The sequence below is a fragment of the Pedobacter cryoconitis genome, assembly GCF_014207135.1.
In the GTDB taxonomy this organism is placed as follows: Bacteria; Bacteroidota; Bacteroidia; order Sphingobacteriales; family Sphingobacteriaceae; genus Pedobacter; species Pedobacter cryoconitis_D.
Genome location: NZ_JACHCC010000003.1, coordinates 425,736 through 452,089 on the forward strand (window position 1 = coordinate 425,736; position 26,354 = coordinate 452,089).

The following is a 26,354-nucleotide window of genomic DNA, read 5'->3' on the forward strand; positions in this document are numbered from 1 at the left end:
ATATATTATGAACAATAAAATGAAATCATATTCGGCATTTACGCTGTCTGTTTTAATGACCTTTTTTTTGAATGGTTATGCACAAAGTGATAAGTTGACCTTACAGAACGCAATAAGAGCAGCTAAAAATAACCGGCGCTTACTGGCTTCTCTGGAAATGGAAACCCGGATCAGTCAGCTTAAAACAACTGAATTAAATGCCAGATACTTACCAAAAATAAGTCTGGATTATAACTATCAGTATCATCCGATTATTGCATCTGGTATTATTCCTCTTGGTGAATTGAATTCTAATGTACCCACAGGGGCTGGGAAAGCTTTGAAAATGGGTACCAGCTATACACAAAATGCTGGTTTGACTGTTCAACAGCCTTTGTTAGATATCTCTGTTTCCAAATTGGTCCGCGAATCAAAGTTACAGGAAAAGCTGGCCCGGCTGAATGAGAAAGATGCAGAACTGGAATTGACCTATGAAGTTGCGAAAGCTTATCTGAACGTACTGGCTTCTGCAGAACAAGTCCGGATCGCAGTGAATGATACGGTCAGGACGGCACTGAGTTTAAAAATGGTCAGGGAGAAATTTCTTAATCAAAGGATACTCAAAGCAGAGGTGAACGAGACATTGGTCACACACTATGATAATGTTCAGCAATACCATAATGCCAGGAATGCGGAATTGGTTTCCAGGCAATATTTACTTTACGTCACCGGAAATGATTTATCAGGTGCCCCACTATTGGTACTGGAAGATTATAATTTAAGTCAGGATATTTCGGATATGGATGAAACCAGGTTAACTGCTTTACCCAAAATAGAAATCCTGAAAATCAAAAATGAAGTATTGAATAATAAAGAAAAGCTGGAACGCTTAAAATACAGTCCTCTGATTAATTTGAATGCCTATCTGGGAGGTGATCAGTTTAGTGACCGGTTAAACCCGTTTAAACAAAACTCATGGTATGGGAATAGCTATGTTGGTGTTTCATTAAAGCTACCTGTACTTTTTGGAGAACAGACAGCCAAACGGCTGAGTCAGCTGAAGTATCAGCAAAGACAAAATGAATATCAAATGATAGAAGAAATCAACAGGTTAAAGCATGATATACAAAGTACCGCCGCAAAGTTTATCAATATTTTACAGCAGCTGAATACGTTGACAGGCAATATTAACCTGAGCTCTGAAACTGTGGCCATCTATCAGGAAAGGTTTAAAGAAAGTCAGTTGTCATTAAACGAACTGAATGACAGAGAGGTCAGATTGCAGCATTTAAAATTACAGTATGAAAAGCTGAAAAAGGAACTGATCATTGCGTGGCTGGACTGGAAAAAGGCAAATGGCACTATTGAGTTCATAAAATAACACCTTTATATACTTGTTTGTCATAGCCACAGCTAATGAAGTATAATTTCTTTCCCTTTAGCTTATACCCCAGATCTTTTCGCAATTTCAGCAAATCCGAAAACCTGTCAAAAAAAAGTTTTGAGCTGGGCGCTTAATGCATACCAGTAAACGGGCGAGACAATAATCAGTTCGTCATACTTTAAAATATCCTCCATCAGGCTCAGGTAATCATCATTTTTATAGTCAAATGAATAATCGAAATAGCCGATATTGTAATCATTTAAATCATATACTTTATCAATTTGGATCTGTTGAGTGATAACCTCCACCAATTGTTTCGTATTGCCGTCAGACCTTGAACTGCCAAAAATTATTACAGGATTCATCTATAGATGTTTAATGGAATTTTCCAGGCTATGCCTCATTCTCCAGCCGTTCATGGAAATCTATCATTTTTGTAAGGGTACTCAGGGTAGTGTCAAAGTTTTTAGTACCTACAAATTTCTTGTATTCGGTATGGAGTTCTAAACCATTCTGTCGGATAGAATCAAACAATAATTTCCCCTGTGGTGAAAGGAATATCATAATTGACCTGGCATCAGTTTCACTTTTTTCAGTATAGACCAAACCAAGGTTTTCCAGTTCTTTAACTGTTTTACTTACGCCTTGTTTGGTTACTTTGATTTTACGGATTAGTGCATGATTGGAAATTCCATGATCCCCTATACTCATAAAATAAGGCAAATGGACAACATTTAAGCTTTCAGGGGTAATACCTGCTAATTTTGATTCAGTCCATCTGTCCATCACCCGCTTCATCAGGTAAACTAATCTGAAAATGAGATCTTCTGTTCCGTCTTGCTGTTCCATTTTGTAAAAGTATGTTTTTTTAATATAATTCCTAATTGTCATTGAAATGTATTATTTGACATTTTTGTTAATAAATAAAGTAAACTAAGTTGACTAATATAGTCAACTTAGTTTACTTTTGTTGAAAAATAATAGAACATGGAAACAGAAGAAAAAAAACAAAGTCCAGCTAAACTGACAGCAAAACTTGCAACGGTAGGTATTTTGGCGATCGTAGTTTGCTACTTCGCTTTTACTAAAATAAATCATGCCCTGAATTTTGAAGGTACTGATAACGCACAAATTGAAACCAACTCTGTACCAGTGCTTAGTCGTGTGCCTGGTTATATCAGAGAATTTTCACTGATAGATTATCAGCGCGTTAAAGCAGGGGATACTATTGCCATTATAGATGATAGTGAGTATGTTCTGGCTGTGCAGCAGGCCGAAGCAGATTTACTGGCCGCAAAGGCAGATCTCAGTGGTGCTGAATCTCAGTTACCTACTATTGGCTCCAACAAGGAAGTCGCCTCGGCTGATATGAGTATTGAAGAAACCGGGTTGCAAAAAGCGAAAAGAGATGTTGACAGGGATGGTGCTTTATTTAAAGAAGGATCGATTACCCGCCATCAGTTTGAAAATAGTCAGTCTGCTTATCAGACAGCGCAGAAACAATTAATTGCCAGCAAAAGGAAAGTAACCCAGGCCGGTACACAAACCAGCACTGCCGAAGCACAGATAGCTAAAGCAAAGGCGGCCATAGCAGCTAAAGAAACGGCTTTGGCCAGAGCCAGACTGGATCTTTCTTATACCAGGATTATAGCTCCTGTTAGTGGTAAAGTAGGGAAAACGAATCTGAAACAAAACCAGTATGTACAGGGAGGGCAGCAACTTTTCAGCCTGATCACTAATGATAAATACTGGATTGTGGCCAATTTCAAAGAAACACAGATTGAACATATGAAAATCGGGCAGCTGGTAGAAGTTAAAGTGGATGGTTACCCTGATCATAAAATCACCGGAAAAGTATCTGGTTTCAGTGATGCGACGGGGGCAAGGTTCTCATTGCTGCCACCAGATAACTCTACAGGAAACTTTGTTAAAGTGACACAAAGAGTTCCAGTAAGGATAGAATTAGATAATCCGGCTGCACTAAGCGGAATTCTGAAAGCGGGTTTAAGTGTAGAGGCTGATGTAAGAGTAGATTAAATTATCAAAATGTCTGATAACACAAATAAACTGATTAAGATCATTATTGTCATCACGACCATTTCGGCAGCGATCATGGAACTGATAGATACTTCTATTGTGAATGTCGCGCTGAGTAATATCAGCGGTACACTGGGAGCAACCTTAGAGGATGCTTCCTGGGTAGTTACTGCTTACGCGATAGCCAATGTGATCATCATTCCAATGACTGGGTTTCTCAGTCGCTATTTTGGAAGAAAAAACTATTATCTCTGTTCTATTATTCTTTTTACGATCGCTTCCTACATGTGTGGAAGCTCTACGTCATTGTGGATGCTTGTTTTATGGCGGTTTATTCAAGGAATTGGTGGAGGGGCTTTGCTTTCTGTATCACAGGGAATTCTTTTCGAACAATTTAAACCTGAAGAAAAAGGAATTGCAGGAGGAATTTTTGGAATGGGGATCGTGATCGGCCCAACCATCGGCCCTGTTTTAGGAGGATATATTGTAGATAATTATCATTGGGCACTGATTTTTAATATCAATGTTCCGATAGGTATAATCGCGGCTTTAATGACCTGGAAATTTATAGACCGGAAACCAGAAGAATATAATATTGACAAAAAATCTATACCGATTGATTATCTGGGTATTCTGTCTTTAATGGTAGGTATCGGTGCATTGCAGTATGTACTGGAAAAGGGGCAGTCTGATGATTGGTTCCAGTCGGAATCTATCCGTTACCTGACTATGGCCGCAGTTTCGGGGATAGCCTTTTTTATCTGGTGGGAACTCTACACTAAAAATCCGGTGATCAATTTAAGGGTATTGAAGAGCCGGAACCTGATAGGAAGTAATGTTTTAACCTTTGTCTGTGGTTTTGGTCTTTTCGGATCAGTTTATCTGTTTCCGGTTATGGTCCAGCGGGTAATGGGTTATACACCAACTGAGACTGGTATATCGATGGCGCCCGGCGCACTGATCACCATTTTTGCGATGCCTTTGATCGGAGCTGGTCTGGGTAAAGGGATCAAACCGATGTACTTTGTAGTCGCAGGATTTATCCTTTTTATTCTTTTTGGATATCTTTCTTCGCTGGCAACAGCCGAGTCCGACAAATGGTGGTTTACATTGCCACAGGTATGCAGGGGACTGGGGACAGGTTGTTTAACAATTCCACTACTTAGCCAGGCCGTTGTTGGTCTGAAACCCGTAGATATGCCTTATGGTATTTCTTTGAACAACATGTTCCGTCAGCTTGGCGGTGCATTTGGGATTGCTATTATGAATAGTTATGCGACCAATCGTTTTGCAACGCACCGTTCCGATCTGGTATCCAATCTCCAGGGAAATAACCCCATGTTTACTGAACGCCTCAATGGTATCGCACATACACTGACTGCAAAAGGGATTAATCCGCTTGCGGCTAAACAAGCGGCCTATGGGATTCTGGATAACACAATTTCCAGCCAGGCACAAATGCAGGCATACCTGGATGGCTTCTTCTTAATCGCCGTCTTTTTCGTCTGCGCTATACCATTTATGCTGCTCCTTAAAAATCAGGCGATGGATGCTAAAACCAGAGAAGAGGTAGCAGCTGCAGCTCATTAATTATAAAAAATATATATCATGAAACGTTTAATCAGTACCCTTATCATACTTTCTCTCTCTACTGCAATTTACGCGCAGCAGGGGTCGGGAAACCTGTCTGCACTTATCAACCAATCTTTTAACTACTTTCCTCAGTTTAAAGAACTGGGACAAGCTATAGATGTGGAGCAGCAACGCATAGTCCTGGCTAAGTCTCCGGCATTGCCATCTTTTCAGGCTACAGGAAGTTACAACTATATTAATCCGGTATCAGAGATCAGTATCCCGATGGGTGCCGAAACCAGGACTTTCGCTATGATGCCCAAAAACAATTACAAGACTTCGCTGAACGGAAGTTATACACTCTGGGATTTTGGAGTGGTGAAAGCAGGGGTAGATCGTGCGAAAGCTTCATTACAATATGCTAAAGATAATATGGATTATAATAAAAACCAGATGGCTGCTCAGGTATCCGGAATATATTATCAGATTGCTTATCTTAAATCTTCTATTGAGATCCAGAACAGTGTGATCAGCTTTCTGGAAAGCAACCGTAAAGACACCGAAATTAAATACAAACACGGTGATGCCTTAAAGTATGATGTCCTTTCCATTCAGTCTAGTATTGATCAGGAAAATAACCGCAAAATTGATTTGCAGAATACTTTAAACAAACAATATATTCTGATGGAATATACCACCGGTGCAAAGATCAGTACAGATCCTGCCGATTTTGTTTTCCCGGTTCAGGGTTTAGAGGAAGGGGTAGATAAATCATTCGAAAATGCGACAAATTATAACCCAGAATTTAAATTATTAAAAGATAAAATTGTACAGGCCGAGGCTGATCTGGCGGTTAGTAAAACAGGGGGGAAGCCATCAGTCAGATTAAGTGCTGGTACTGGTTATGCTAATGGTTATCCAAACGATTTGAACAGGTTTATCTATAACTATACAGCAGGTGTAACTTTAAATATTCCGATTTATGAAGGTGGTAAGGCCAGGAAGCAGGCCAGGTTATCTCAAAGCCAGCTTAAACAGACCCAGTTGGCCTCAGAAAGTCTGAACAATACTTATCGTAGTAATATCCAGCAGGTTCTGACCGATATTAAAAGTAACCGGTCGAGTATGGTGAATGCGGACAGGCAGATTAACGAGGCGAAAGAAGCACAGAAACTTGCACAAAGCAGGTATAGAAATGGGACTGGTACTAATCTGGAGCTGACTAATGCGAGTACCAATGTACAAAGAGCAGAACTAACAAAATTGCAGTATGCTTATCAGCTCTGTGTTGCGCAGGTTGAAATGGCAAGATTAACAGGAATCAAATACTGGTAAACAATTAAATAACTGACCATGAGAGTTTTCATTTTCGTTTCCAATATCAATACCGAAGCAGATATTCACAAGTTAAAGAGACAATTTGATCAGCGCAGGGATATTGCTGACTGGTCTGTCGATCTGAGTGATGAGGAAAAAGTTTTACGTGTAGTGACTGGTACATTGGAACGACCTGAAGTTATAGCCCTGGTCAGGTCCTGTGGATATGATTGCCATAAAATGGATTGGTGAATTGTTGCAGAAAATCAGGAAATATTTGTACTATCGTATAAAAATCACTTTATGAAACGTATCTATGTGGTTTCCATCATTTCGGCATCCTTATTTGTCTATGCATGTAAACCAAGCAACAACAACAACATTCAAACCGGAAAAGATAGCACAGCAGCCACGGTTAGTTCATCTGCACCAGCTACAACTGCAACAAGCAGCGAACAACCCAGTACAGATCTTTCCAGACTGGAAGAATTAAAAAAGCTTAAGCCTTACACGGAACAAGAAGCGAAAAAACTTCTTCCGGAGGAACTGGATGGACTTAAATTAGCTGATCTGACTGCAAATGATCTATTTGGACAGGCAGTTAGTGGTGACTATGCTAAAGCCAAAGAAGCTCCTTATAAAGTATCCGTTACGGATTGTGCCGGAGAAAAAGGTGCTGGTAAGTATATGATGTTTTACATTGGTCCGATGGCAGCTGAAGACAGTAAACCAGCCAAAGGAGCTGAAAATGTCGTTACCCAAAAGAAAGTAGATTTTGAAGGTCAGAAAGCAATCAGCCGTCATGATCCTGTGAACAACATTAACTCTCTTGTTTTTGTGAAAAAGGGAAGATTGTTTGTAGAGATGTCAGCTCCGGCAGGAACAACCCTGGAACAATTACTTGCAATAGCTGGTAAACTCAGCGCAAAATTGTAATCACTAGCCGGTGCGCGTATAAACGGGCACCGGCTTTGAATTCTATCCCGGGAGTTCTACCCCTAGGATATCATAAAGACTTCTTTCCCCTTTTGATGTGATTACTAAAGCTCTTGAATTCTGAGTACGGCGCATCCAGTCATCCTGAAACATTTTTTCCAGAATAGCACGTCCCAGAGACCCTGCAAGATGAAACCGTCTTTCACTCCAGTCTAGACAAGGTCTGGCAAACGGTCTTTTTAGTTTTAGTAAAACATCCGTGTCAATACCAAAACCAGTAAAAAACGAATGTCCTTTATCAGTCAATTCATATTGCTGACCTTTTTCTGAAAGATACGCTAGTTTTAATATCCTGTCGGTAATTGCCACGCCCGCTTTCCCGGCAATATGATCGTAACATGTCCTGCAATTTTTAACCGGAACATTTTTAGCACCAGACTGGCAAGATTCTTTCTGAACCGGAACCAGGTTGGCCAGTGCTTCAATAGCATAGGCGACCTCATCATTGGCATAACTGAAATAACGATGCCTGCCCTGGGCAATAACCTTTAAAAGCCCGGCCTGTACCAGTTTACCCAGGTGCATACTTGCACTTTGAGGAGACACCTCGCCAAATAAAGATAACTCTGTTGCCGTATAAGCCTTACCATCCATTAAAACCCATAACATCTTAATTCGGGCCGGTTCACCTATTAATGTTGCTATGTTCTCCAATTGTGCGATTTCCATGATCAAATATACCTGGTTTATAAAAGATATAGTTCATTTTAAAATGAACTATATCTTTAGATAATGAGAGAGATTTACAGCGTAAATAAATTCAGTTATGCATCTCAGAAACACAACTCCTTTTTTAACCATTCAACCTAAGATTTTATATTTCGGTACTCCTGTCGCTTTAATTACTACCATTGATGAAAAGGGGATATCAAACATCGGCCCCATATCATCTGCCTGGGCTTTAGGCTATAACCTGCTCCTTGGACTAGGTTGTGACAGCAAAACCTATCAGAACCTGATCCTGACTAAAGAATGTGTCGTTAACCTGCCATCCGCCGGCTTATTTGAAAAAATTGAAAGAATAGCAGGTTTAACAGGATTAAATCCTGTGCCTGAAAATAAAAGTAAACAGTACCGGTATGAACCAGATAAATTTCTGGCAGGTGATTTTCAGATGATGCCGGCAGAGAAAGTTACTCCGCAAGCCATTGCGGACTGTCCACTGCAATTGGAAGCGACTCTTCAACACCATTATATTATGGAATATGGCACTGATGGAACCCCTTTAATTGCTGCGGTACAGGTAAAAGTAATTAATGTAAGAGCTCATGAGCATCTGGTTACCAATCAGAACTATATCGACCCTGCATTATGGTCGCCGCTGATTTATAGTTTTCGCCATTACTATGCACTGGGAGAAAAAGTAGGAAAAAATTTCAGAGCTGAGATTTAAATAATAACTTACCGTAAACTTGCCATTTTTTTAATTATAAATTCAAATCATGAAAAATCTGATCCTGTTACTCTGTTTCTTTTCCATGCCTTTTATGCTGCTGGCTAATGCTGATCATCCTGCAAAACCTCGTATTCTCGTGTTTTCAAAGACAGGAGGCTTCAGACACAGTTCTATTGCAGTCGGAAAAGCGGCGATTATTAAACTGGGCTCAGAAAATGCCTTTGATGTTGATACAACAGAAAATGCAGCGTATTTTAATCAGGATTCACTGAAGAAATATGCGGCCGTAGTTTTTCTGCAAACCACAGGTGATATACTTGATGCAAACCAAAAGGCAAGTTTTGAAAAATACATCCAGGCGGGGGGAGGATTTGTAGGGGTACATGCAGCTACGGATACAGAATACAACTGGCCGTGGTACGGTGCTTTGGTAGGAGCTTATTTTGTCAGTCATCCCAATCAGCAGGTAGCCGTATTAAATGTGGTAGACCGTACACATATTTCTACCAAACATCTTCCGGCAGTTTGGAAACGTAAAGATGAATGGTATAATTTCAAGAATCTGAATAAGGATATAAAAGTATTAATCACTATTGATGAGAAATCATATAAAGGTGGTATTAACGGGGATTTTCATCCAATGGCCTGGTATCATAACTATGATGGTGGACGTTCGTGGTATACTGAATTAGGGCATACGGAGGAGTCGTACACAGAAGAAAATTATTTGAAACACTTACTGGGTGGCATTCTGTATGCAATTGGTGGTTAGCCTGTATGCCTGCACTACATGTGGTGTTAAAATAACAGCCTCTATAAACATCAAGAAACAAGATTAGTTTATTCCTGTTTTGGTCACAGTGTGATCTTAGAGTTAACCGAAATTTCCTTTTGTGTGAATTTAATATTAAGTATTGAATATTAAATAATTAAATAATAAATAAAATATAAATATGTATATAATTGATAAGAAATTATCGTTGACATTGTCAATAATATATATAAATTCGCCTCAGGAAATATCTACCAGGAAAATCTAAGTTGGTCAGTCAATAGATTGATTCTCTTGTCTGACGTTAAACCAAATTACAATTCTGAAATTATGCGGGTATTAGTTATATTGATATCACTAGGACCAATAACTAATCTCTGTATAATTTTAACTCTCGTATCATATATTTTTTAAATGCTAAAGTTAATCTCTGTTAAGGCTCTCAATCGCCAGGTGGTACTAAACGTTTTATTCACTTGTACAATCGTTTACCTGCTATTACTACAATTAGTTTTCAAAACCAGGACCGCGTATATTGATTCTAATAAGATATATCAAAACTACAAGGGAATTTTAATTGCTAAAACTGAGTTTCAGAAAAAAGTTGATCTCTATAGAGAAAGGATGGATACCTTATCAGGGAGGGTAAAGCTTGATATTATGAAAATTGAAAAATTCAGATCAAATAAAGCCATTGCACAGCAGTACGTAGACTCCGTAAAGTATCACAAAAAACAGCTTTCTGATTATCAGCAGTCAATGAATGCGTCATTAAAAACAGAAGAAGGAAAGCTGACGCAATCTGCTATAGAAAAGCTAAATCAATTTTTGAAGCAGTATGGTAAAGAAAAGAACTATGATATTATTTTCATAGCTAATAATACAGGAACGATTGCTTACGCCAATGATAAATATGACATCACGGATGAGATTCTAAAAGAAATCAACCGTCAGTATGAATAAGGTTGTTTTTGGTATTCTATCTGGGATAAGTATCTTGTTGATTTCCTGTGCGCCTAAGCAAATGAACAGGGAGCAATTGCAAAACTACCTACATGATGAGGAAAATGGGGTTAAAAAGACCATTAATCATCGATCAGGCCTAAAAATGGAAGTCTATGCGCTCAGACCAGAGTTAATTTACGGGAAAACAAAGCCTGTAAATAAGCTGGATTCGTTGCAGTATTTTATGATTTCATTTAGTAAAGAGAACAGAGAAGCTTTGTTACAGGCGGGAGCGATGAATACCTATTCAAAGCTCGTTGAAAACTTATCTTATAATACTAGTCAGTTTTGCCGGTTAATTGTCGATAAAAAAGATACCGTACAACTGGAAAATTCTACATTTTCAAATGAATTCGGTACCTCTCCGGCAAATTCATTACTACTGATTTTTAAAACAAAATTACCAGAATCTCAATATGAACTCGATTTGGATGAATTAGGATTCAATATTGGGGATACCAAAGTTGTATTTCAAAAAAAGGACCTAGATCAATTTACACATATCAATCTCAAGAATTAACCTCCATGCCAAAAACTTTCGCTTTAAAGAAAGGAATCACCATAACCCTGGCCCTGATTCTTTTAAATAATGCTCTTACACCCGGTATAGCCTTTGCATTAACCTCTGGCCCTAAAAGGCCTGAATCAACTAGTTTTGAACCTGTTGATACCACCGATATGGTAAATATGTTAAGCGGCGATCTGGCCTATAACATTCCTTTGCTGGAAATACCTGGTCCTGAAGGTGGTTATCCATTATCATTATCCTACCATGCAGGAATGCAACCCGAAGAGGAAGCTTCATGGGTAGGACTTGGCTGGACACTTAATCCTGGCGCAATTGACAGAACGGTTAGTGGGTTTCCGGATGATTTTAACGGACAGCAGAATTCATCTAGAGATTACTGGGGTGGAGGTAAAAGAACAACTACGTCTGTTGGTGTGAATGTGGGATTAGGCGGAGTGCTTTCTGCAGATATTGGAGTTGCCATTGGTCATGATACATTTTTAGGTAGTGGTATTGGTGGTTATATGGGACTAAGTGCCTCTGTGCCATTTGTAAAGGACAGTCCTTATGGTGCAACAGCGTCACTGGGGCTTGCTGTTGACCCATTTGGGGGAACCTCTATGACAGGCGGTATTGGTGCCGGTGCAAGACTGGGAAGTAGCGGTAATATGAGTGCAAATGCAAGTCTGGGTCTTAGTTTTTCTACGAACTTTGAAAGCCTGAACGTTGGAGCTGGTGGTGGATTGAGCCTTTCAGCGAAAGGCGGAGGGCATTCAAGATCGGTAAGCGGCTCTTTATTAGGAGCCTCTATGAGTTCTTCAGCCGGCGGAGTAAACCTTAGTCTTGGTGGCGGTTATAATAATGTAGATAATGCAAAAGCGGGTAAGATTCAGACACAGTCAAGTGGCTGGGGGATATCTATACCTGTATGGTTTGGTGTTTCATTATCCTTAAGTCATAATTATATGAGATATTGGTCTGATGAAACATCCAGTGTACAGACCTTCGGATCTTTACATCCGGCTTTAACCAGAGGTTATGGTAACAATATGGAGTATGATACCTATTATCTGGCAGATATTGATAATCCTGGTTATATTTTAACTGATGTCAATAAAAATGATCCTGTAAAATCAACAGGAGGTACTCTTTCAGATTTTGATGGTTATTCCGTTTTAGGACAAGGTATCTCAGGAAGTATGAGGCCTTATGGTTATCAATTAGAACTCGTTGGTAAAGCTAAAAACAGTACTGCAGATCAAAGTGTTTTTCAGACTAACCGTCAGACTGTTACCAATCAGCAAACATTTGATAACTATTGGGATAATAGTATACAGGATTATGTAGAAGTCGTATATGATAACTTTACTTATCACACACAAAATCCATCAAAATTAGATTTCAGGTTTACCAATGATTTTTCAAACCGTTACCTGCAGAAAGATTTAGTCTTAAAAGATAATAATGCTGTTTTTGATACCAGTCCGACTTATGGCTTAAATGATGCTAATTACGGGTATGATCCGACGACCGAACGTTTAGCCTCCTCAAAAAATATTGAATACTTTACTAACGATGAGATCAAAAATGGAGCAGCGCAACTTAAAGGGTTTATAGATTCACAGGCCAAAGGATTCGATAGAACTAAAAATCCTGATGGATCTGCTGTTGGTGCTAATGATCAGAGAATAGGAGGGTTTATGGTAACGAATGAGAGTGGTGTTACTTATCATTATGCACTTCCTGTTTATTCTTATAATGAGTACTCTAAAACAACACAAAATTCGGATGTTACTCAATTCAATGAGCAAAGAAGGCCAAGCCCATACGCAACAAGCTGGCTGCTGACAGCAGTTACTGGACCTGATTATGTAGATACGAATCATAATGGAAAAGTAGATAAAGGTGATTGGGGATATTGGGCTGATTTCGAGTATGGCCGGTGGGCTAAAGATTATGTATGGAGGACTCCATTCTCTGGAACGAATAAAGATCTGGATCAAAAATTCAGTTATTTTTCAATGGGCTATAAAGAACTATATTATTTAGATGCGATTGTTACCCCAAGTCACACTGCAATATTTTCAAAAGAGATTCGTGCTGATGGAAAAGGTATTTCCGATACATTTCCAGTTGCATCAGCTCAGCTCCGTTTGAATGATATTATTTTGTTGAATAATAAGGATATGAATCTGACCTTAGATCAGATTCGGAATTCTTCTACTAATTATACTCAATCTCTTTCGTATGATAGCTGTACGGACTGTGATAACCCAACCACATATACTAAAAAACTTCATGATGGAGATAATATCATTGATAAATATGATATCGCCAGCTGGACTGGTCTGAAAGGAAAAACGATCAGAGACGTAAAGATGAGTTATGATTACAGTTTATGTCTTCAAACTGATAATAGTTACGATCCGGCAGGAGGTCTTTATGATAGCAGTGCAGGTGCAGGCTCAAACGTAAAAACAGGTAAGCTAACTTTAACTTCATTGTCTTTTTTGGGTAAGCAGGGGCAGTCTAGTATACCTCCAACCACTTTTGACTATGAATTACCATCCGATTTGGTGAAACAAAGTAGTTCCATTACTTTTCAGTCGCAGAAATCTAATTCAGACGTTTGTCTTTTTCAAGATCCCCAGGATATATTCAGCGAAGGTGATATTGTTAAATTTATATCAGGTGGTATTACTTATTACGGCCTGATCAAAGCTGTTGACGGTAGTCATATTATTGAAGTTAAATATATCGGGAAAACTCCTCCGGCCCTGAGCGGAAGCTTGACTTTTATCAGTACGAAAAATCCGCCCTATTCTGCCAGTAATCACGATATGTGGGGCATGTATAAAGCCGATTACCAGGATGTGAAAGATAACGAAAACCTTGGAAGATTACCATCCAGGGCTTCGGCGAAAGCTTCAGATGTCTGGTCATTACGAAGAATTCATCACTCCTTGGGTATGACTACGGACATTGTATATGAGCCAGATGTTTATAGTAAGGTAGCCCTATACCAGAATGCATCTATTATATTGAATACAATACAGAAAGGGACTGGGACTAATGATATTGTGGTAAGTAGTTCAAATAATTTTGGAGTGGATTTAAGAGACTTTATCCGTATTGGAGATAAGGTTCAGCTGTCTCTGACAGGAACATATCAGGAGCAAACAGCAGATCAGAATGGTACTCCCTATTTTGTTTCTGCTCCAACAAGTCTTTCATCTGGTGATGTACCTAGTTTATTAGTCACGAGTGTTTCTGAATATAGTATTACAATAAATGATGCTGGTTTTTACAAAGAAGTTTTTCAAAACGAAATAGGTGGGCAATATTTTGGTGGGAACCTTTCTGCTGGAGGAATTGGGAATAACTATGGAGGTGGATTAAGAGTAAAACAGATTGTCAATAAGGAACCTATAACCGGGGTATCAATGTCGGTTAATTACAATTATAATTATCCTGGACTAACTCTGAGTTCTGGTGTAACATCATATGAACCTCTTGGTATTGATGCAGTGAGCTTAAGAACTAATTCTTTTGATCCTTATCTGGATGGGCTTACAAGGAAGTTTTCTAATCTGCTGGGCCTTTCCCGTCTCATACCGGGTCCGGGAGTAATGTATGAATATGTAGGTGTAAATACATCCCGGACGGTTGATGGTCAGACAGTTGAACAGTTAGGTAGTTCTCAGTATCAGTTTGAAGTCTTTACCAAAGGTATGATAGGAGTTTTTAATGAGTCTCCTGTAAGAACCAGTTCTCTGGAAACCTCAAATATCCTCATTCAGAATTATAGTAACCGGATAGGTAATTTAAAAAGAATGATAAGATATGATAAGGATGGCAGAAAGTTAAATGAAACTATCAATCATTATTTATCAGATGAACAATCCGGAGAATCTGCACAGAGCAACTATTCTCAGTATGAGAATCTGTTGAACCGTTATAACAAACAGGGTCTAATAATGGAAAGAACTGCCGAAGGACGATATAATGATGGAAAATACCGTCGGGTGATGACTATGAATACGACTTATCCAAATGTTGCTACTGGAAGTACTACAATAGATTATAAAACTGGTTTGACATCCAATACGCAAACACTTGGTTTTGATTTCTATTCGGGAACACCTAATAAAACCTTAACGTTTGATAGTTATGGAAACCGTTTCATCACTGAAATTACTCCTGCATATAGAATCTATCCATCGATGGGACTTAGATTTAATAATCCTCAGAATGCGAATATGCTAGCTCAGACAGCGCAAGAGGTTACTTATAAAGCAGACCAGAGTAATAATTATACCTATGTTGTTTCGGCAACAGCCAATACCTGGAGTAATCAGTCTGTGATGTTAAATGATACCGAACAGCCAGTAGCTACCAATATAGCTAATACCAGGGCGACTAAGGTTTCAACGACAGATCAGTTAAATATCTGGCGACCATATCAGACCTATAACTGGATGCCGCAAAGCCGGACAGGAGGGTTGAGTAGTATAGCTGATTTTGCTTCTTATTTCAATGGAGGAGATAAACTGGCAGCATGGGTAAAGGCTTCAGAAATTACCTTGTATAATATTTATAGTAATGCTTTGGAAGTCAGGGATATCAATGGGAATTACGGTGCCACTATGATGGGATATAATCAATCGAAAGTGGTAGCTAATTCATCAAATGCTAACTATAATGAGATATGTTATGCAGGACTTGAGGATAATATGCTTTATAGTAATTATATGCCAAGAAAAGTTGCGCTTGGACAAGGAACCATTGTTAATGGAATCAGTCATACAGGTGATTACTCAGAGCAATTAAATGGGGGACAATCGGGACTTATCTATACAGTTACTGCCAATCAGTTAAAACAGGGGCGTAATTATACTGCTTCAGTATGGATGAAAACTGATGGAAATGCGTCATCCCCAACTTTGTATTATAAAATAAATGGTGGGGCTGCAAACCTGGCATCAGTTAATTTAACTAAGAAAGCAGGGGCCTGGTATTTAGTGACTTTACAAATTCCTGGAGGCAGTGTTAGTTCGGGGAGTACGCTTGAAGTGGGTTGTATTAATAATGGTTCATCAGTTGCTTATTTTGATGATTTCCGCTTTAAACCGGTCAGTTCTGCGATGACATCCTATGTCTATGATACTAATTCGGGTGAGTTAACCTACATATTAGATAACAACAATATGTTCGCTCAGTTCCAGTATGATTCAGAAGGTCGCCTGACAAAAACGTTTAAGGAGAATTTTAGTTACGGAGTCAAACAGACAGGTGAAAATCAATATCATTATGCTAATCAGTAAATACGTTCGGACCAACCTTTTAAACATCCATTTAATGAGATCTAAAGAAGAATATTTCAGAAATAAAATTCGGTTTGCAACAGTGTTATGTTTGATTATACTGCCTTTTTTTGTTAAAGGTCAAGAGGTAATTCAAAATGCAGGTGCAATTAGTTTACCTGCGTTAGACGGTGGTAGTAAAATTATAAATAGTGGACAGACCTTAACTGTGACCAGTAATACTTCAGTATCCCTGAGGCCAGGTTTTTATGCAGCTGCTGGCTCAACCGTCTCCATCAGCATATTGAGTACAGCAATTTATCCTGTACCTTTAGCTAATAACAATACCAATCCAGAGCTTAACTGGATAATTAATAAAGAATTTGATGAGATTGGGAATGTCGTCTCCGCAAGTAAAAAGTTTTTTGATCTGGGTGGTAAGTTATTGCAAAGTCAAAGTATAAATACTACAACAGGGCATGTGCTGGCTAGTCAGACACTAAACGATCGTTATGGTAGGCAGGCAATTCAAACGCTTGTTGCGCCTGTAAATAGTAGTGATTTTATCTATCGGTCTAATTTTGTTTCAGGCAGTAATGGTCAGAGTTATACGACCTCACTATGGGATTTGCCAGCTAAATTGAACAGTCCGGATGCTGTTGATTCCGGTACTATAGGTACGCTGGGTTGGTACTATAGTGATAATAATACCTGGGATGCCTATGTTCCTGCCACAGCATATCCTTATAGCCGAAACGATTATTTTAAAGATGGTACAGAGACTGTATCCAGAACAACCGGGCCGGGAGAACAATTAAAAATGGGAACCGGACATGAAAGTGTAGGGAATAATTTTCCTGTAATTAATGAACTGAGTAACTATCTGGCTATTCGTAACCGATTTTTCACCGATGCAGGTAGTATTGGTGCTACAGGGCAAACTGATTTGATTGGATCTGCTGTACAGTCAATTGGTAAAGATGCCCAGGGAAATTGGGTAATGAACATAAAGGATAAGGATGGTAAGTTATTAATGAACGCGCTGCCCGGTAACTGGTTTACTGTGAATAATACGGTAACACTAAATAATTATAAAGAAGAATATGATATTAATGGAGCTACTTTAGGGACACAATTAACTGATCTTAAGCTAACCGGGGCAGGTACATTTTTTGTTTATAATAATAATAGTCTGGTTTATCAGGGGAACCTGGCAGGCTATACTATTCCTGGTACTATTGCAACGACTGAGAAATATAGATTTTTATCAGATCGGCCGTTTACAGTCCAATACGCTTCTGTTACTGGAGTAAGTTCAAAATCACCGGTTTGTGAAAATTGTCATTCTCAGGTTCAGGACGGTAATGTCAATGGACAGGATTATCATTATTTTGCTTTACCAGCAGGGGGTAATGTAAATATTACCGGAGGAAATGTCCAGATAGAGGATGTAGTAAATAATTCAGTATTATATACGAATCAAACTGGTGCTGTTACCCTTGCAGCGGGAATGTACAAGGCAATTGCACAAAGCAGTCAGCCACAACTTAGTTATTCAACCAGCTGGGGCGATATAAGCTATAATTTTTATGATCAGAAAGGTCAGGCGATAGCATCAATAGCACCAAATGGTGTACAGCAGATCATCAGTAATGGTGTATCTAGTTATGCTGATCTGGCGCATTTACCTTTTACTTCAACAGTAGAATATAATCAGCAGGGGAAGGTGATGGCATTTACTTTAGCAGATGGCGGACGGACAGAGTTCGTTTATCGGAAAGATGGGAAGATGCGTTTGAGCCAGAATGCTGAACAGCGTAAAAATGGGCGTTTCACGTATGCTAACTATGATGATAGTGGAAGATCTGTCGAATCGGGGGAATATCTTCCAGGGGATATAACCTTTGAAAATGCGAAGATAAATCAGGCATTAATAGAAAATATTAATCCTGACGGGGGCCTTACAAATGGTATTAAAAAAGATTGGGTACGTGTGCATTATGATCAGGCTGATAATAGTCATGGACAGAGTGGATACGTGCAGGATTATTTGGATGGAGTTATAAGCTGGACAGAAAATTCGAATGCTAAAACCTGGTATAGTTACAATGAACAAGGTAAATTAACCTGGGTAGTTAAATATGTTAATGGCTTGGGGTATAAGACATTTGACTATAATTATAACTTCCTGGGGAAAGTAACCACCGTATCTTATCAGAAAAATAATCCTGCTGAGAGTTTTTATCACTATTATACTTACGATACAGACCAAAGGTTATCAAATGTACAGACTAGTAGAGATGGAGTGAATAAACTGCAACAAGCAGGTTATCAATACTATCTGCACGGACCAATAAAACGTGTTGAACTTGGGGATCAGCTGCAGGGATTGGATTATGTTTATACGGCTCAGGGGAAACTAAAAAGTATTAATAGTGCTAGTGGTGATCCGGCTAAAGATCCAGGACATGACGGACAAAATTCTTTTACCCCTGATGCATTTAGTATGCAACTGGAATATTTTAATGGTGATTATAGTAGAACAGGTACTAATATCGGTAGTGTAAATTCAGTTCAGAATTATTATAATGGGAATGTTAATGCTTTTGGATGGCAAAGTAAAAAGCCACAAGGAGTGGTTAGTATATCAGGTATCGCGATACAAAATCCAACTATGTACAACTACAGTTATGATAACAAGTCTCAGTTAACTGGAGCTGCCTGGGGTACACCTGACTATACTGCCCTTAGTTTTACACCACAGACAAAATTTAGTGAAAATAATATAAGTTATGACGCGAATGGTAATCTCAAAGGGTTACAGCGTACCAGTAGCAGTGGTACTTTAGCAGATGATTTTAGTAATTATCAATACCAGAGCGGAACAAATAAGTTGAATAGTGTAGGGAATGCGAATAATTCAACAGTCTATGCTAATTATACTTATAACAGTCTTGGACAATTGGCAAGTGAAACGCAGACAGGATCAAATTACTATATTAATTATAATGTAAATGGAAAAATAACCGGAATTTATGCAGATGCTAGTTTAACCCAATTGAAAATCGGGTATGCTTACGATGAGTCTGGAAACAGAATCTCAATGACTGATAATACTGGTACGACTCCAGTAACAACATATTATGTCTATAATACAGCGGGTAATTCTGCCGCAATTTATACGGGAACTACTTTGACAGAAATGTCAGTTTATGGTTCTTCCAGATTGGGTACTTATACATTAGCGGCTAATGCTTATGCCTATGAACTACGTGATAATGTAGGAAGTGTAAGGGTTGTCATTAACAGAAACCGGGACAGCCAGGGTAAACTGGATGTGATGAGGTATAATGATTATTATCCTTACGGGAGTGTTGCACAGAGTGGAGGTACAAATTACCGTTACGATTATCAGGGAGCTTATGCGGAAAAAGATCCGGTTACAGGGTTTAACAATTTTGCACTTCGGATGTATGATCCGAGGATCGGAAGATGGTTGAGTGTTGATCCAATGGGGCAGCATAATTCGCCTTATGCAGGTATGGGGAATAATCCGGTTAGCAGATTTGATAAAAACGGAGGATATGACGATTATCCTGATGAAGGGACAGCAGCTCTTGCCTGGGTAGGAGCCTATATGAATGGGAAAACACCAGGCTCTATTTATAACACTGGTGGTAAAAACGGCTGGGGATTTAATATAGTATCTGCTAAAAACCCTGAAGGTGTTACTTTTCAAAATAATGGAGGTCTTGATCTTGCTGATCAAGTTTGGAATGGCCCTATTGCAAGAGCCATGGTTCCAGATGTTATGAATGCTAGTGTGAGTGGTAGCATGGTTGCTGGAATAGGATTAGGCGGTAGTTTTAATCTTACTCTTTTGACACGAGGAAAAGATATTGGTTTTCATAGGAATAATACAGGGTCATTAAGAGTTGGTGCTGAGGCGGGTGTATCCGCTAATTATTCTGCAGGTTATTTTCTTGGGGATCCCCACAATGCAACTTATGATAGTTTGTTGGGTAGCGGAGTTGATGGTACAGTAAGTTTAGCAGTTGGAGTAGGGGCTTGGGGATCTCTAAAGGACAATTTAGCACCTTCGTGGCTTGGTTATACTGTTGGATTTGGACCGGGCGCAGGTGGTTCAGTTGGTTTTACAATGACTGAGGATGGTTGGTAATAAAATATATTAAAAAAAGAATAAATTTGAAATCATTTAATTAATATGTGGAAAAGAGTAATTTGTATTGGTATGCTTTTATTGTTTGCAGGAAGCATGTATTATTTCAGTGCAAAGGAATCCAGAGAAATCTTAAGTTATCATTTTAAAGGAGAAGTTAAGAATGTTCGGTATGACCGAAAGGGTTTTCCGTATGTCACAATTGAGAAGACAACTTATTATTTATCGTATAATAATTGGGCCTTTGAACATCAGATTCAAAATGGTGATACACTTGAGAAAAAGATAAACTCTTTTACAATTAAACTTACCAAATACAAATCTGGTGATGTCACAATATTTAAATAAATTTTTCATGAAGAACGCATTATACTATTTGATTTTGATTGTTTCCTTAACATGTGCCTGTACATATAATAATGTGTATCTCAATAGAGAAGAAGACAATAATGAAGGGAAAGTACTCCTTAAGAAATTCTATTCCAATGTAATCAATGAAAACTATAGGGGTGTGGATGAAATGGTTGGGAGTAGCATAAAGATACTAGGTGGACCTCATGTAGTACGTAAACTAGTGAAATTTATCAATAGTAAAGTAGGTAAATGCAAAGGTTATACTATTGAAGATCGCTATATCCGTCGCACAACTGGGAGTATTAATGAAACATCTTATAATTACAAATTAAAGGTAACTTATGATAAAGGAACAATTAATGAAGTTATTGGCTTTATAAAGCGAGATGGATCAGAAAGTAAAATAAATGCATATCAAGCTAACTCTGATTTGTTAATGAACTAAGATCATTCTTGATCACCCTACGGGAGTAATCAGGGGAAGGAAAAGTATAATGTAATAGCAATTTATTATCCCGGAATAAGCAATCCACTTGTTCCGGGAGATTTATATAACGATTTTTAGTGTTTAGTCTGGCTACGTTTTTCAGCCATCCAATTATTATATTTTATCAGTTGATCAGCTGTTAAAAGTGCTGTAATTTGGGCATAGTCATATTTAAACTGAGCCTTGATTACGCTTTTATCAACATTGATTTTTTTAAGACTGTCAAGCTTCGTATTCTGATCTAAAAACACATTGTAGAGACTTGTTTTTTGATTATCACTTAACTGTAGTCGTTCTTGTAACTGCTTAATAGTTGTTTCTGCCCTTAATTTTGGGGTTAGTTTTGCATCGGGAGTAGCCTGGGCAAAAGAGAGAGAACCTGTAAAAAAAGTAAGCGCCAAGCAGATTATTGTTTTTTTCATTTATACCTGTATTTATAATGCTAAATATAGGTTTAATATCCTTTATAAAATAGTTTAGGAGCTTGTATTTAACAACATCAGGGTCTATCTGCGATCGAACTGATATCTGGCTTGTACTTCCATCTTCTATGACTCCAGAGCCAGTAAGCAGGTTCGTTATTGATAATGTCTTCGAGCATATGGGGGTGCATTTCTGTGATTTCATAATCAGCTGTTTTGGCAGGATTTAAACAAAGCGGAATACAGTCAACTGTATAATAACCCCGTTTAACATAATTGACCCTGAAATAGAATATGGGCTGATTTGTCTTCTTTGCTATTTTCTCTATACCTAGTTGAACGGAAGTCTGCTGATGCATAAAAGTTGTCCAGTAATGTGAATCGCCTTTTGAGGGCGCCTGATCATTTCCAAAGCTAAACATGCTTGGTTTACCTTTGCTTTCCTGTAAAGCTCTTAAAGTCTGACGCATCGCAATGAGTTTATTCCCAAATCTGCTGCGGACTCTTTTGAACCATTCATCGAATATGTGATTGCTTAATGGCTTGTAAATAGGGTAGTGATCTGCCTTGAAATTTAAACCGATTCCTAAAGTTCCCCATTCCCAGTTCCCATAATGTGCTGAACAGATCAGGATGCTTTCTCCTCTGTCTAAGTAAGCCTGAACCTGTTCTTTATTTCTGAAAATAAAGCGTTTTTCAATTTCTTCTCTGGAGATGCTGTTCATCTTTATGATTTCGAAAATCAAAGAAGAAAGGTACTTGTAAAAGCGTTTCTCAATAACTTTGATTTCTTCAATTGTTTTATCGGGCAGTGCGTTGATCAGGTTCTCTCTGACAACTTTTCGGCGGTAGCCAAAGACACGGTATAATAATACATATACACCATCCGCAAAAACATATAAAACTGATAATGGAAATAGAGATAGTATGCACAAAAAATATACTCCTAAATGAGAAACTATTTTCTTAATCATAGTAAACTTAGTTGACTTTACAAAAGTAAAAATGAACTAAAAAAAATATGCCACACAAATGTTATAATTAATTTTTGTGATGGATTGTAGAAAATCATTGTAGATGTCTACTCCCTTTGGCACAGCTTATCGTTATACCTGTAATAAAGTTAACCTAATAAATACCTAAAAATGAAAAACTTAAAGAATGGAGTTGGACTTCGGGCGCTGACAATTGCGGGTGCTGTCTGTTATCTGCTTTTGCAGGGGTCGTGTAAAAAGGATTCTGGAAAAACAACCGGCGTATTGGCTACCAGTCCACAAACCACCAATGTGAGCACTGATTATAACACGCAGTTAAGAGCCTACAAAGCAAGTGATCATCAGTTGATGTATGGCTATTTTTCATTGGCTAATGCTGTTGATATAGCTAAAATACCTGATGGTGTTGATATTATTGCCTTATGGGGAAGGCACGAAGCAAATTCGCCCGATTTCAAGGCTGAACTGGACGCCATTCATCTGATGCAAAAGGATAAGGGAACTAAATTTGTCATGGCCTTTATGCTTTCTGATTTAACCGACAGATTTGGTCCGAGAGATCCGGTGACTAAGAAAATCAATAATGCTGATCCGCTTTCAGGAGTTCAGCCTTTGGTCGATTCTGTTAAAAAATGGGGATTGGATGGAATTGACATTGATTATGAACCTAATTATTGCGGATGTAATGATGTATTTGCGGACAAGCAGAAAATGTCCGGTCTGATCACTAAATTTTCGGCAAGTTTTGGCCCCAAATCAAATACTAATCTCTTACTTATTGTAGATGGAGAACCAGGCTTCCTGAACACAGATCTGGGACAATATCTTAATTATGGAATTTCGCAGGCTTACGGTGCCTCTAATGGGACTAATTTACAGCAGCGTTATTCGACGAGTAAAATAACACCGGGCAATACTGCAAATGTCCTGAAATCACCATCAAAATTTATTGTAGCTGAGAATTTTCAGCAATATGGTAGTACAGGTGGGGTCGATTTCACTAATGCGGATGGAACCAAAACTAAATCTTTACAAGGAATGGCAGGCTGGAATCCAACCGAAGGTAAAAAAGGTGGAGCGGGTTCGTTTTATATAGATGCAGATGCGAAAAATGTTCCTGCCTATAAATATACAAACATGGCGATTCAGATTATGAACCCTGTGAGTGCCAAATTTATACATTGATAACTCATCGTAGTATAGGACAAGGTTATACCTAGTTTAGTTTCTAATCTCTGTTGAAGCGAGGTTGAACTGGGTTTGAAGCAGGGTTGAAGTACCTAAACCTGCTTCAAACCCAGTTCAACCTCGCTTCAACATCGTATCAACATTAAACAGAAACCGACTAGAACTATATCTGTCTTATACTGAATTTACTTGACGCACTTAGTGAAAAAACTGCAGAGACCGTCAGATCAACGGTGCATTCCATGATTTTTTTGGAAACTATCAATATCGTTACATTGTATCAAACGGTTGCGTAACAAACGCAATACAAAAGCTCTTTAACCTTACTCTGTCAATGTGTTAACTTAGAGTTATGAAATATCTGGTTTTTATCTGCTTTTCTTGTTTATGCCTGATAGCCAGGGCACAGGATGTAAGTTTAGCTCTTCAAAAAAAGGCTCCCTTAAATTCACAAACTATTCATGATGAATGGAACAAAGTAGCTAATGGGTTAAATGTAAGTTTTGCCTCTGCTAATGTCCGTTTTGCAAGAGAATTACCACCAAAGGTGGAATTGCAGTCAACATGGGAAACTAAAGCCTGGAAAGGAGAAAAGATACATACGCAAATGTTAGTCTGGGCTAACAAGAGTTTTAATGCAGTAAGCTTACAGCTTTACGATCTGAAAGATAAAGACGGACATCTCATCAAAAAAGAAAACATTACTGCCGGATTTATCCAATATGTGATCACTGACGAATTTAAAAACGGCTGTGGTTATCGCAAGACTGTAGATTTCGATTCTTCGTATGTTGCAGATGCAATTGATACCAAATCTGCCTCTATAATGCTAAAGGAAAATAACACGCAACCAATCTGGTTAAGTATTAAGGTTCCGGCTAATACTACTCCTGGAAATTATAAAGGCTCGATTAAAATAAAAGGAGACAAGGATTATTCCTTTCCTATATCTATAGAGGTATTAAACAAAACACTTCCTGCTGCCAGCAAATGGCAATATGATTTAGACTTATGGCAACATCCAGCCGCAATAGCCCGCGTTCACAAATTACCATTATGGAGCCCGGAACATTTTTCAATGATGAAGAAGTATTATCAGATGCTTGCAGATGCTGGTCAAAAAACAATCACTGCAAGTATCGTGAATGAGCCCTGGGGACATCAGACTTATGATGATTATCCGAGTTTGATTAAATGGACTAAGAAAAAGGATGGAAGCTGGAGTTATGATTATAGCTTATTTGATAAGTATGTAGCTTTTGTAATGGATTGTGGAATTACCGAACGGATCAACTGTTACAGTATGGTGCCCTGGAAAATCGCTTTTACTTACTATGATGAAACGCTACAGCAAGAAGCAGTCTTTACAGATGCTATTGGGACACCAACTTATAATGTTTTCTGGAAAACCATGCTAGTCGATTTTACTAAACATCTGAAACAAAAAGGATGGTTTGGCAAAACTTATATTGCCATGGATGAAAGACCAATGGACACGATGATAGCGGTCATTAAATTATTGAAAGAAACTGATAAAGACTGGAAAATAGCCCTGGCGGGAGATTATCATACCGAAATAGAGAAAGATATAGATGTTTATTGTGTAGCCTCCAGATGGGATTTTCCAGCAGCTACTTTACAAAGACGAAGACAAGAAGGCAAAGTGAGTACCTGGTATACCTGCTGTACTGAACCTTATCCTAATGGTTTTACTTTCTCTTCGCCTGCTGAAGGAGTTTGGATGGGGTGGTACACTGCGAATAAAAACCTGGACGGTTATTTACGATGGGCTTATAACAGCTGGACAAAAGATCCAATGGCTGATAGCCGTTTCACTGCCTGGCCAGCTGGCGATACTTATCAGGTGTATCCTGGCCCGCTAAGTTCTGTCAGGTTTGAGAAACTGATTGAAGGTGCTCAGGACTTTGAAAAGATAAAACAATTGAAGATATACTACAAAAAGAATAATCTTACTAAGGAGCTAAATGAACTGAATAAGGCTCTGGAGATCTTTGAGATCAAATCACTGGCAAATACTACAGCTGATGAAATGCTGAAAAAGGTAAAGCCACTGCTGAACAGGTAAATTGCAATGGCTGGATAAATCACCCAATTATCCTGTTTAAGAAATTTCGAAGCACTATAGCATGATTATGCTCCTGATCACTGGCCGCATAGAGCAACGTAATGGTCTGATGCTTTTGATATTCTTCAAGCATCGCCATTACGGCTGGATTGGAGGCTAACTCTTCCGTATAGCGAGTTTCAAAAAGCCACCATTTACCCTGATCCTGGTCAAACCAATCTTTCAGAAGAAAGGAATGAGCAATATCCTTCATCCAGAGATCAATATCTGCATCTTCTTTTTTTAATCCTCCTGGCCATAACCGGTCTATAAAAATTCGGAAGCCATCCTCTGCCGATGCAGGTTCATATATCCTTTTTAGCTTAATCATATC

Annotated in this window: 21 protein-coding genes; 15 read left to right on the plus strand and 6 right to left on the minus strand. The window is 38.5% G+C overall.

Annotation, left to right across the window (positions count from 1 at the left end):
* Nucleotides 1-7: 7 nt before the first annotated feature.
* Nucleotides 8-1,360 (plus strand): TolC family protein, encoded by a 1,353-nt coding sequence (locus HDF25_RS07280; protein WP_184624067.1) that lies wholly within the window; start codon nucleotides 8-10, stop codon nucleotides 1,358-1,360.
* A 107-nt stretch (nucleotides 1,361-1,467) separates the two neighbouring features.
* Here HDF25_RS07280 and HDF25_RS07285 read toward each other — a convergent pair whose 3' ends face one another.
* On the minus strand, nucleotides 1,468-1,728 hold the full coding sequence (locus HDF25_RS07285; protein WP_184624068.1) for a flavodoxin family protein: 261 nt from the start codon (nucleotides 1,726-1,728) through the stop codon (nucleotides 1,468-1,470).
* A 28-nt stretch (nucleotides 1,729-1,756) separates the two neighbouring features.
* Entirely contained in the window at nucleotides 1,757-2,212 is a 456-nt protein-coding gene (locus tag HDF25_RS07290) for a MarR family winged helix-turn-helix transcriptional regulator (RefSeq protein ID WP_184624069.1), read from the minus strand.
* 138 nt (nucleotides 2,213-2,350) lie between these two features.
* Here HDF25_RS07290 and HDF25_RS07295 point away from each other — a divergent pair, with 138 nt between their 5' ends.
* Genes HDF25_RS07295 through HDF25_RS07315 form a run of 5 tightly spaced genes read left to right on the plus strand, consistent with a single transcriptional unit; the run spans nucleotide 2,351 to nucleotide 7,225 of the window.
* Nucleotides 2,351-3,400 carry an HlyD family secretion protein gene (locus tag HDF25_RS07295; RefSeq protein WP_184624070.1) on the plus strand — a complete coding sequence of 350 codons (1,050 nt, stop codon included), beginning with the start codon at nucleotides 2,351-2,353 and terminating at the stop codon, nucleotides 3,398-3,400.
* A 9-nt stretch (nucleotides 3,401-3,409) separates the two neighbouring features.
* The gene (locus HDF25_RS07300; protein ID WP_184624071.1) at nucleotides 3,410-4,990 is read left to right on the plus strand and encodes a DHA2 family efflux MFS transporter permease subunit; all 1,581 of its coding nucleotides are present in this window, start codon (nucleotides 3,410-3,412) and stop codon (nucleotides 4,988-4,990) included.
* An 18-nt stretch (nucleotides 4,991-5,008) separates the two neighbouring features.
* On the plus strand, nucleotides 5,009-6,307 hold the full coding sequence (locus HDF25_RS07305; protein WP_184624072.1) for a TolC family protein: 1,299 nt from the start codon (nucleotides 5,009-5,011) through the stop codon (nucleotides 6,305-6,307).
* An 18-nt stretch (nucleotides 6,308-6,325) separates the two neighbouring features.
* Nucleotides 6,326-6,541: a hypothetical protein gene (locus tag HDF25_RS07310; protein WP_184624073.1), complete on the plus strand. Its 216-nt coding sequence runs from the start codon at nucleotides 6,326-6,328 to the stop codon at nucleotides 6,539-6,541.
* Nucleotides 6,542-6,592: 51 nt separating this feature from the next.
* Nucleotides 6,593-7,225, plus strand: a complete 633-nt coding sequence (locus tag HDF25_RS07315; protein WP_184624074.1) for a hypothetical protein — start codon at nucleotides 6,593-6,595, stop codon at nucleotides 7,223-7,225.
* 42 nt (nucleotides 7,226-7,267) lie between these two features.
* On the opposite strand, the gene HDF25_RS07320 is transcribed toward HDF25_RS07315, so the two are convergent.
* Nucleotides 7,268-7,954, minus strand: a complete 687-nt coding sequence (locus HDF25_RS07320; RefSeq protein WP_184624075.1) for an ArsR/SmtB family transcription factor — start codon at nucleotides 7,952-7,954, stop codon at nucleotides 7,268-7,270.
* A gap of 97 nt (nucleotides 7,955-8,051) precedes the next feature.
* Here HDF25_RS07320 and HDF25_RS07325 point away from each other — a divergent pair, with 97 nt between their 5' ends.
* The 7 genes from HDF25_RS07325 (at nucleotide 8,052) to HDF25_RS07355 (ending at nucleotide 21,248) form a co-directional block, all read left to right on the plus strand.
* Nucleotides 8,052-8,678, plus strand: coding sequence for a flavin reductase family protein (locus HDF25_RS07325; protein ID WP_184624076.1), 627 nt, complete (start codon nucleotides 8,052-8,054; stop codon nucleotides 8,676-8,678).
* Between the two features lie 49 nt (nucleotides 8,679-8,727).
* Nucleotides 8,728-9,453, plus strand: coding sequence for a ThuA domain-containing protein (locus tag HDF25_RS07330; RefSeq protein ID WP_184624077.1), 726 nt, complete (start codon nucleotides 8,728-8,730; stop codon nucleotides 9,451-9,453).
* 414 nt (nucleotides 9,454-9,867) lie between these two features.
* Nucleotides 9,868-10,416 carry an OmpH family outer membrane protein gene (locus tag HDF25_RS07335; RefSeq protein ID WP_184624078.1) on the plus strand — a complete coding sequence of 183 codons (549 nt, stop codon included), beginning with the start codon at nucleotides 9,868-9,870 and terminating at the stop codon, nucleotides 10,414-10,416.
* Nucleotides 10,409-10,978, plus strand: a complete 570-nt coding sequence (locus HDF25_RS07340; RefSeq protein ID WP_184624079.1) for a hypothetical protein — start codon at nucleotides 10,409-10,411, stop codon at nucleotides 10,976-10,978. Before HDF25_RS07335 ends, HDF25_RS07340 begins: the two co-directional genes overlap by 8 nt.
* Before the next feature lie 5 nt (nucleotides 10,979-10,983).
* Nucleotides 10,984-16,290, plus strand: a complete 5,307-nt coding sequence (locus HDF25_RS07345; RefSeq protein ID WP_184624080.1) for a hypothetical protein — start codon at nucleotides 10,984-10,986, stop codon at nucleotides 16,288-16,290.
* 34 nt (nucleotides 16,291-16,324) lie between these two features.
* Entirely contained in the window at nucleotides 16,325-20,449 is a 4,125-nt protein-coding gene (locus HDF25_RS07350; RefSeq protein ID WP_184624081.1) for an RHS repeat domain-containing protein, read from the plus strand.
* A gap of 355 nt (nucleotides 20,450-20,804) precedes the next feature.
* On the plus strand, nucleotides 20,805-21,248 hold the full coding sequence (locus tag HDF25_RS07355; protein WP_184624082.1) for a hypothetical protein: 444 nt from the start codon (nucleotides 20,805-20,807) through the stop codon (nucleotides 21,246-21,248).
* 116 nt (nucleotides 21,249-21,364) lie between these two features.
* Here HDF25_RS07355 and HDF25_RS07360 read toward each other — a convergent pair whose 3' ends face one another.
* Both HDF25_RS07360 and HDF25_RS07365 read right to left on the minus strand, forming a co-directional pair.
* Entirely contained in the window at nucleotides 21,365-21,712 is a 348-nt protein-coding gene (locus HDF25_RS07360; protein ID WP_184624083.1) for a hypothetical protein, read from the minus strand.
* A gap of 77 nt (nucleotides 21,713-21,789) precedes the next feature.
* Nucleotides 21,790-22,719 carry a lysophospholipid acyltransferase family protein gene (locus tag HDF25_RS07365; RefSeq protein ID WP_317618187.1) on the minus strand — a complete coding sequence of 310 codons (930 nt, stop codon included), beginning with the start codon at nucleotides 22,717-22,719 and terminating at the stop codon, nucleotides 21,790-21,792.
* A gap of 138 nt (nucleotides 22,720-22,857) precedes the next feature.
* Here HDF25_RS07365 and HDF25_RS07370 point away from each other — a divergent pair, with 138 nt between their 5' ends.
* Together HDF25_RS07370 and HDF25_RS07375 are read left to right on the plus strand one after the other, a co-directional pair.
* A complete protein-coding gene (locus HDF25_RS07370; RefSeq protein ID WP_184624085.1) occupies nucleotides 22,858-23,892 on the plus strand; it encodes a glycoside hydrolase family 18 in 1,035 nt (344 codons plus the stop codon).
* A gap of 355 nt (nucleotides 23,893-24,247) precedes the next feature.
* Nucleotides 24,248-25,981, plus strand: coding sequence for a DUF4091 domain-containing protein (locus tag HDF25_RS07375; protein ID WP_184624086.1), 1,734 nt, complete (start codon nucleotides 24,248-24,250; stop codon nucleotides 25,979-25,981).
* A 19-nt stretch (nucleotides 25,982-26,000) separates the two neighbouring features.
* On the opposite strand, the gene HDF25_RS07380 is transcribed toward HDF25_RS07375, so the two are convergent.
* The gene (locus HDF25_RS07380; protein WP_184624087.1) at nucleotides 26,001-26,351 is read right to left on the minus strand and encodes a DUF488 domain-containing protein; all 351 of its coding nucleotides are present in this window, start codon (nucleotides 26,349-26,351) and stop codon (nucleotides 26,001-26,003) included.
* Nucleotides 26,352-26,354: the final 3 nt, after the last annotated feature.

Coding starts and splice junctions, on each gene's coding strand:
- HDF25_RS07280 (WP_184624067.1), top strand. CDS start 8: ATGAACAATAAAATGAAATCATATTCGGCATTTACGCTGTCTGTTTTA.
- HDF25_RS07285 (WP_184624068.1), bottom strand. CDS start 1,728: ATGAATCCTGTAATAATTTTTGGCAGTTCAAGGTCTGACGGCAATACG.
- HDF25_RS07290 (WP_184624069.1), bottom strand. CDS start 2,212: ATGGAACAGCAAGACGGAACAGAAGATCTCATTTTCAGATTAGTTTAC.
- HDF25_RS07295 (WP_184624070.1), top strand. CDS start 2,351: ATGGAAACAGAAGAAAAAAAACAAAGTCCAGCTAAACTGACAGCAAAA.
- HDF25_RS07300 (WP_184624071.1), top strand. CDS start 3,410: ATGTCTGATAACACAAATAAACTGATTAAGATCATTATTGTCATCACG.
- HDF25_RS07305 (WP_184624072.1), top strand. CDS start 5,009: ATGAAACGTTTAATCAGTACCCTTATCATACTTTCTCTCTCTACTGCA.
- HDF25_RS07310 (WP_184624073.1), top strand. CDS start 6,326: ATGAGAGTTTTCATTTTCGTTTCCAATATCAATACCGAAGCAGATATT.
- HDF25_RS07315 (WP_184624074.1), top strand. CDS start 6,593: ATGAAACGTATCTATGTGGTTTCCATCATTTCGGCATCCTTATTTGTC.
- HDF25_RS07320 (WP_184624075.1), bottom strand. CDS start 7,954: ATGGAAATCGCACAATTGGAGAACATAGCAACATTAATAGGTGAACCG.
- HDF25_RS07325 (WP_184624076.1), top strand. CDS start 8,052: ATGCATCTCAGAAACACAACTCCTTTTTTAACCATTCAACCTAAGATT.
- HDF25_RS07330 (WP_184624077.1), top strand. CDS start 8,728: ATGAAAAATCTGATCCTGTTACTCTGTTTCTTTTCCATGCCTTTTATG.
- HDF25_RS07335 (WP_184624078.1), top strand. CDS start 9,868: ATGCTAAAGTTAATCTCTGTTAAGGCTCTCAATCGCCAGGTGGTACTA.
- HDF25_RS07340 (WP_184624079.1), top strand. CDS start 10,409: ATGAATAAGGTTGTTTTTGGTATTCTATCTGGGATAAGTATCTTGTTG.
- HDF25_RS07345 (WP_184624080.1), top strand. CDS start 10,984: ATGCCAAAAACTTTCGCTTTAAAGAAAGGAATCACCATAACCCTGGCC.
- HDF25_RS07350 (WP_184624081.1), top strand. CDS start 16,325: ATGAGATCTAAAGAAGAATATTTCAGAAATAAAATTCGGTTTGCAACA.
- HDF25_RS07355 (WP_184624082.1), top strand. CDS start 20,805: ATGAAGAACGCATTATACTATTTGATTTTGATTGTTTCCTTAACATGT.
- HDF25_RS07360 (WP_184624083.1), bottom strand. CDS start 21,712: ATGAAAAAAACAATAATCTGCTTGGCGCTTACTTTTTTTACAGGTTCT.
- HDF25_RS07370 (WP_184624085.1), top strand. CDS start 22,858: ATGAAAAACTTAAAGAATGGAGTTGGACTTCGGGCGCTGACAATTGCG.
- HDF25_RS07375 (WP_184624086.1), top strand. CDS start 24,248: ATGAAATATCTGGTTTTTATCTGCTTTTCTTGTTTATGCCTGATAGCC.
- HDF25_RS07380 (WP_184624087.1), bottom strand. CDS start 26,351: ATGATTAAGCTAAAAAGGATATATGAACCTGCATCGGCAGAGGATGGC.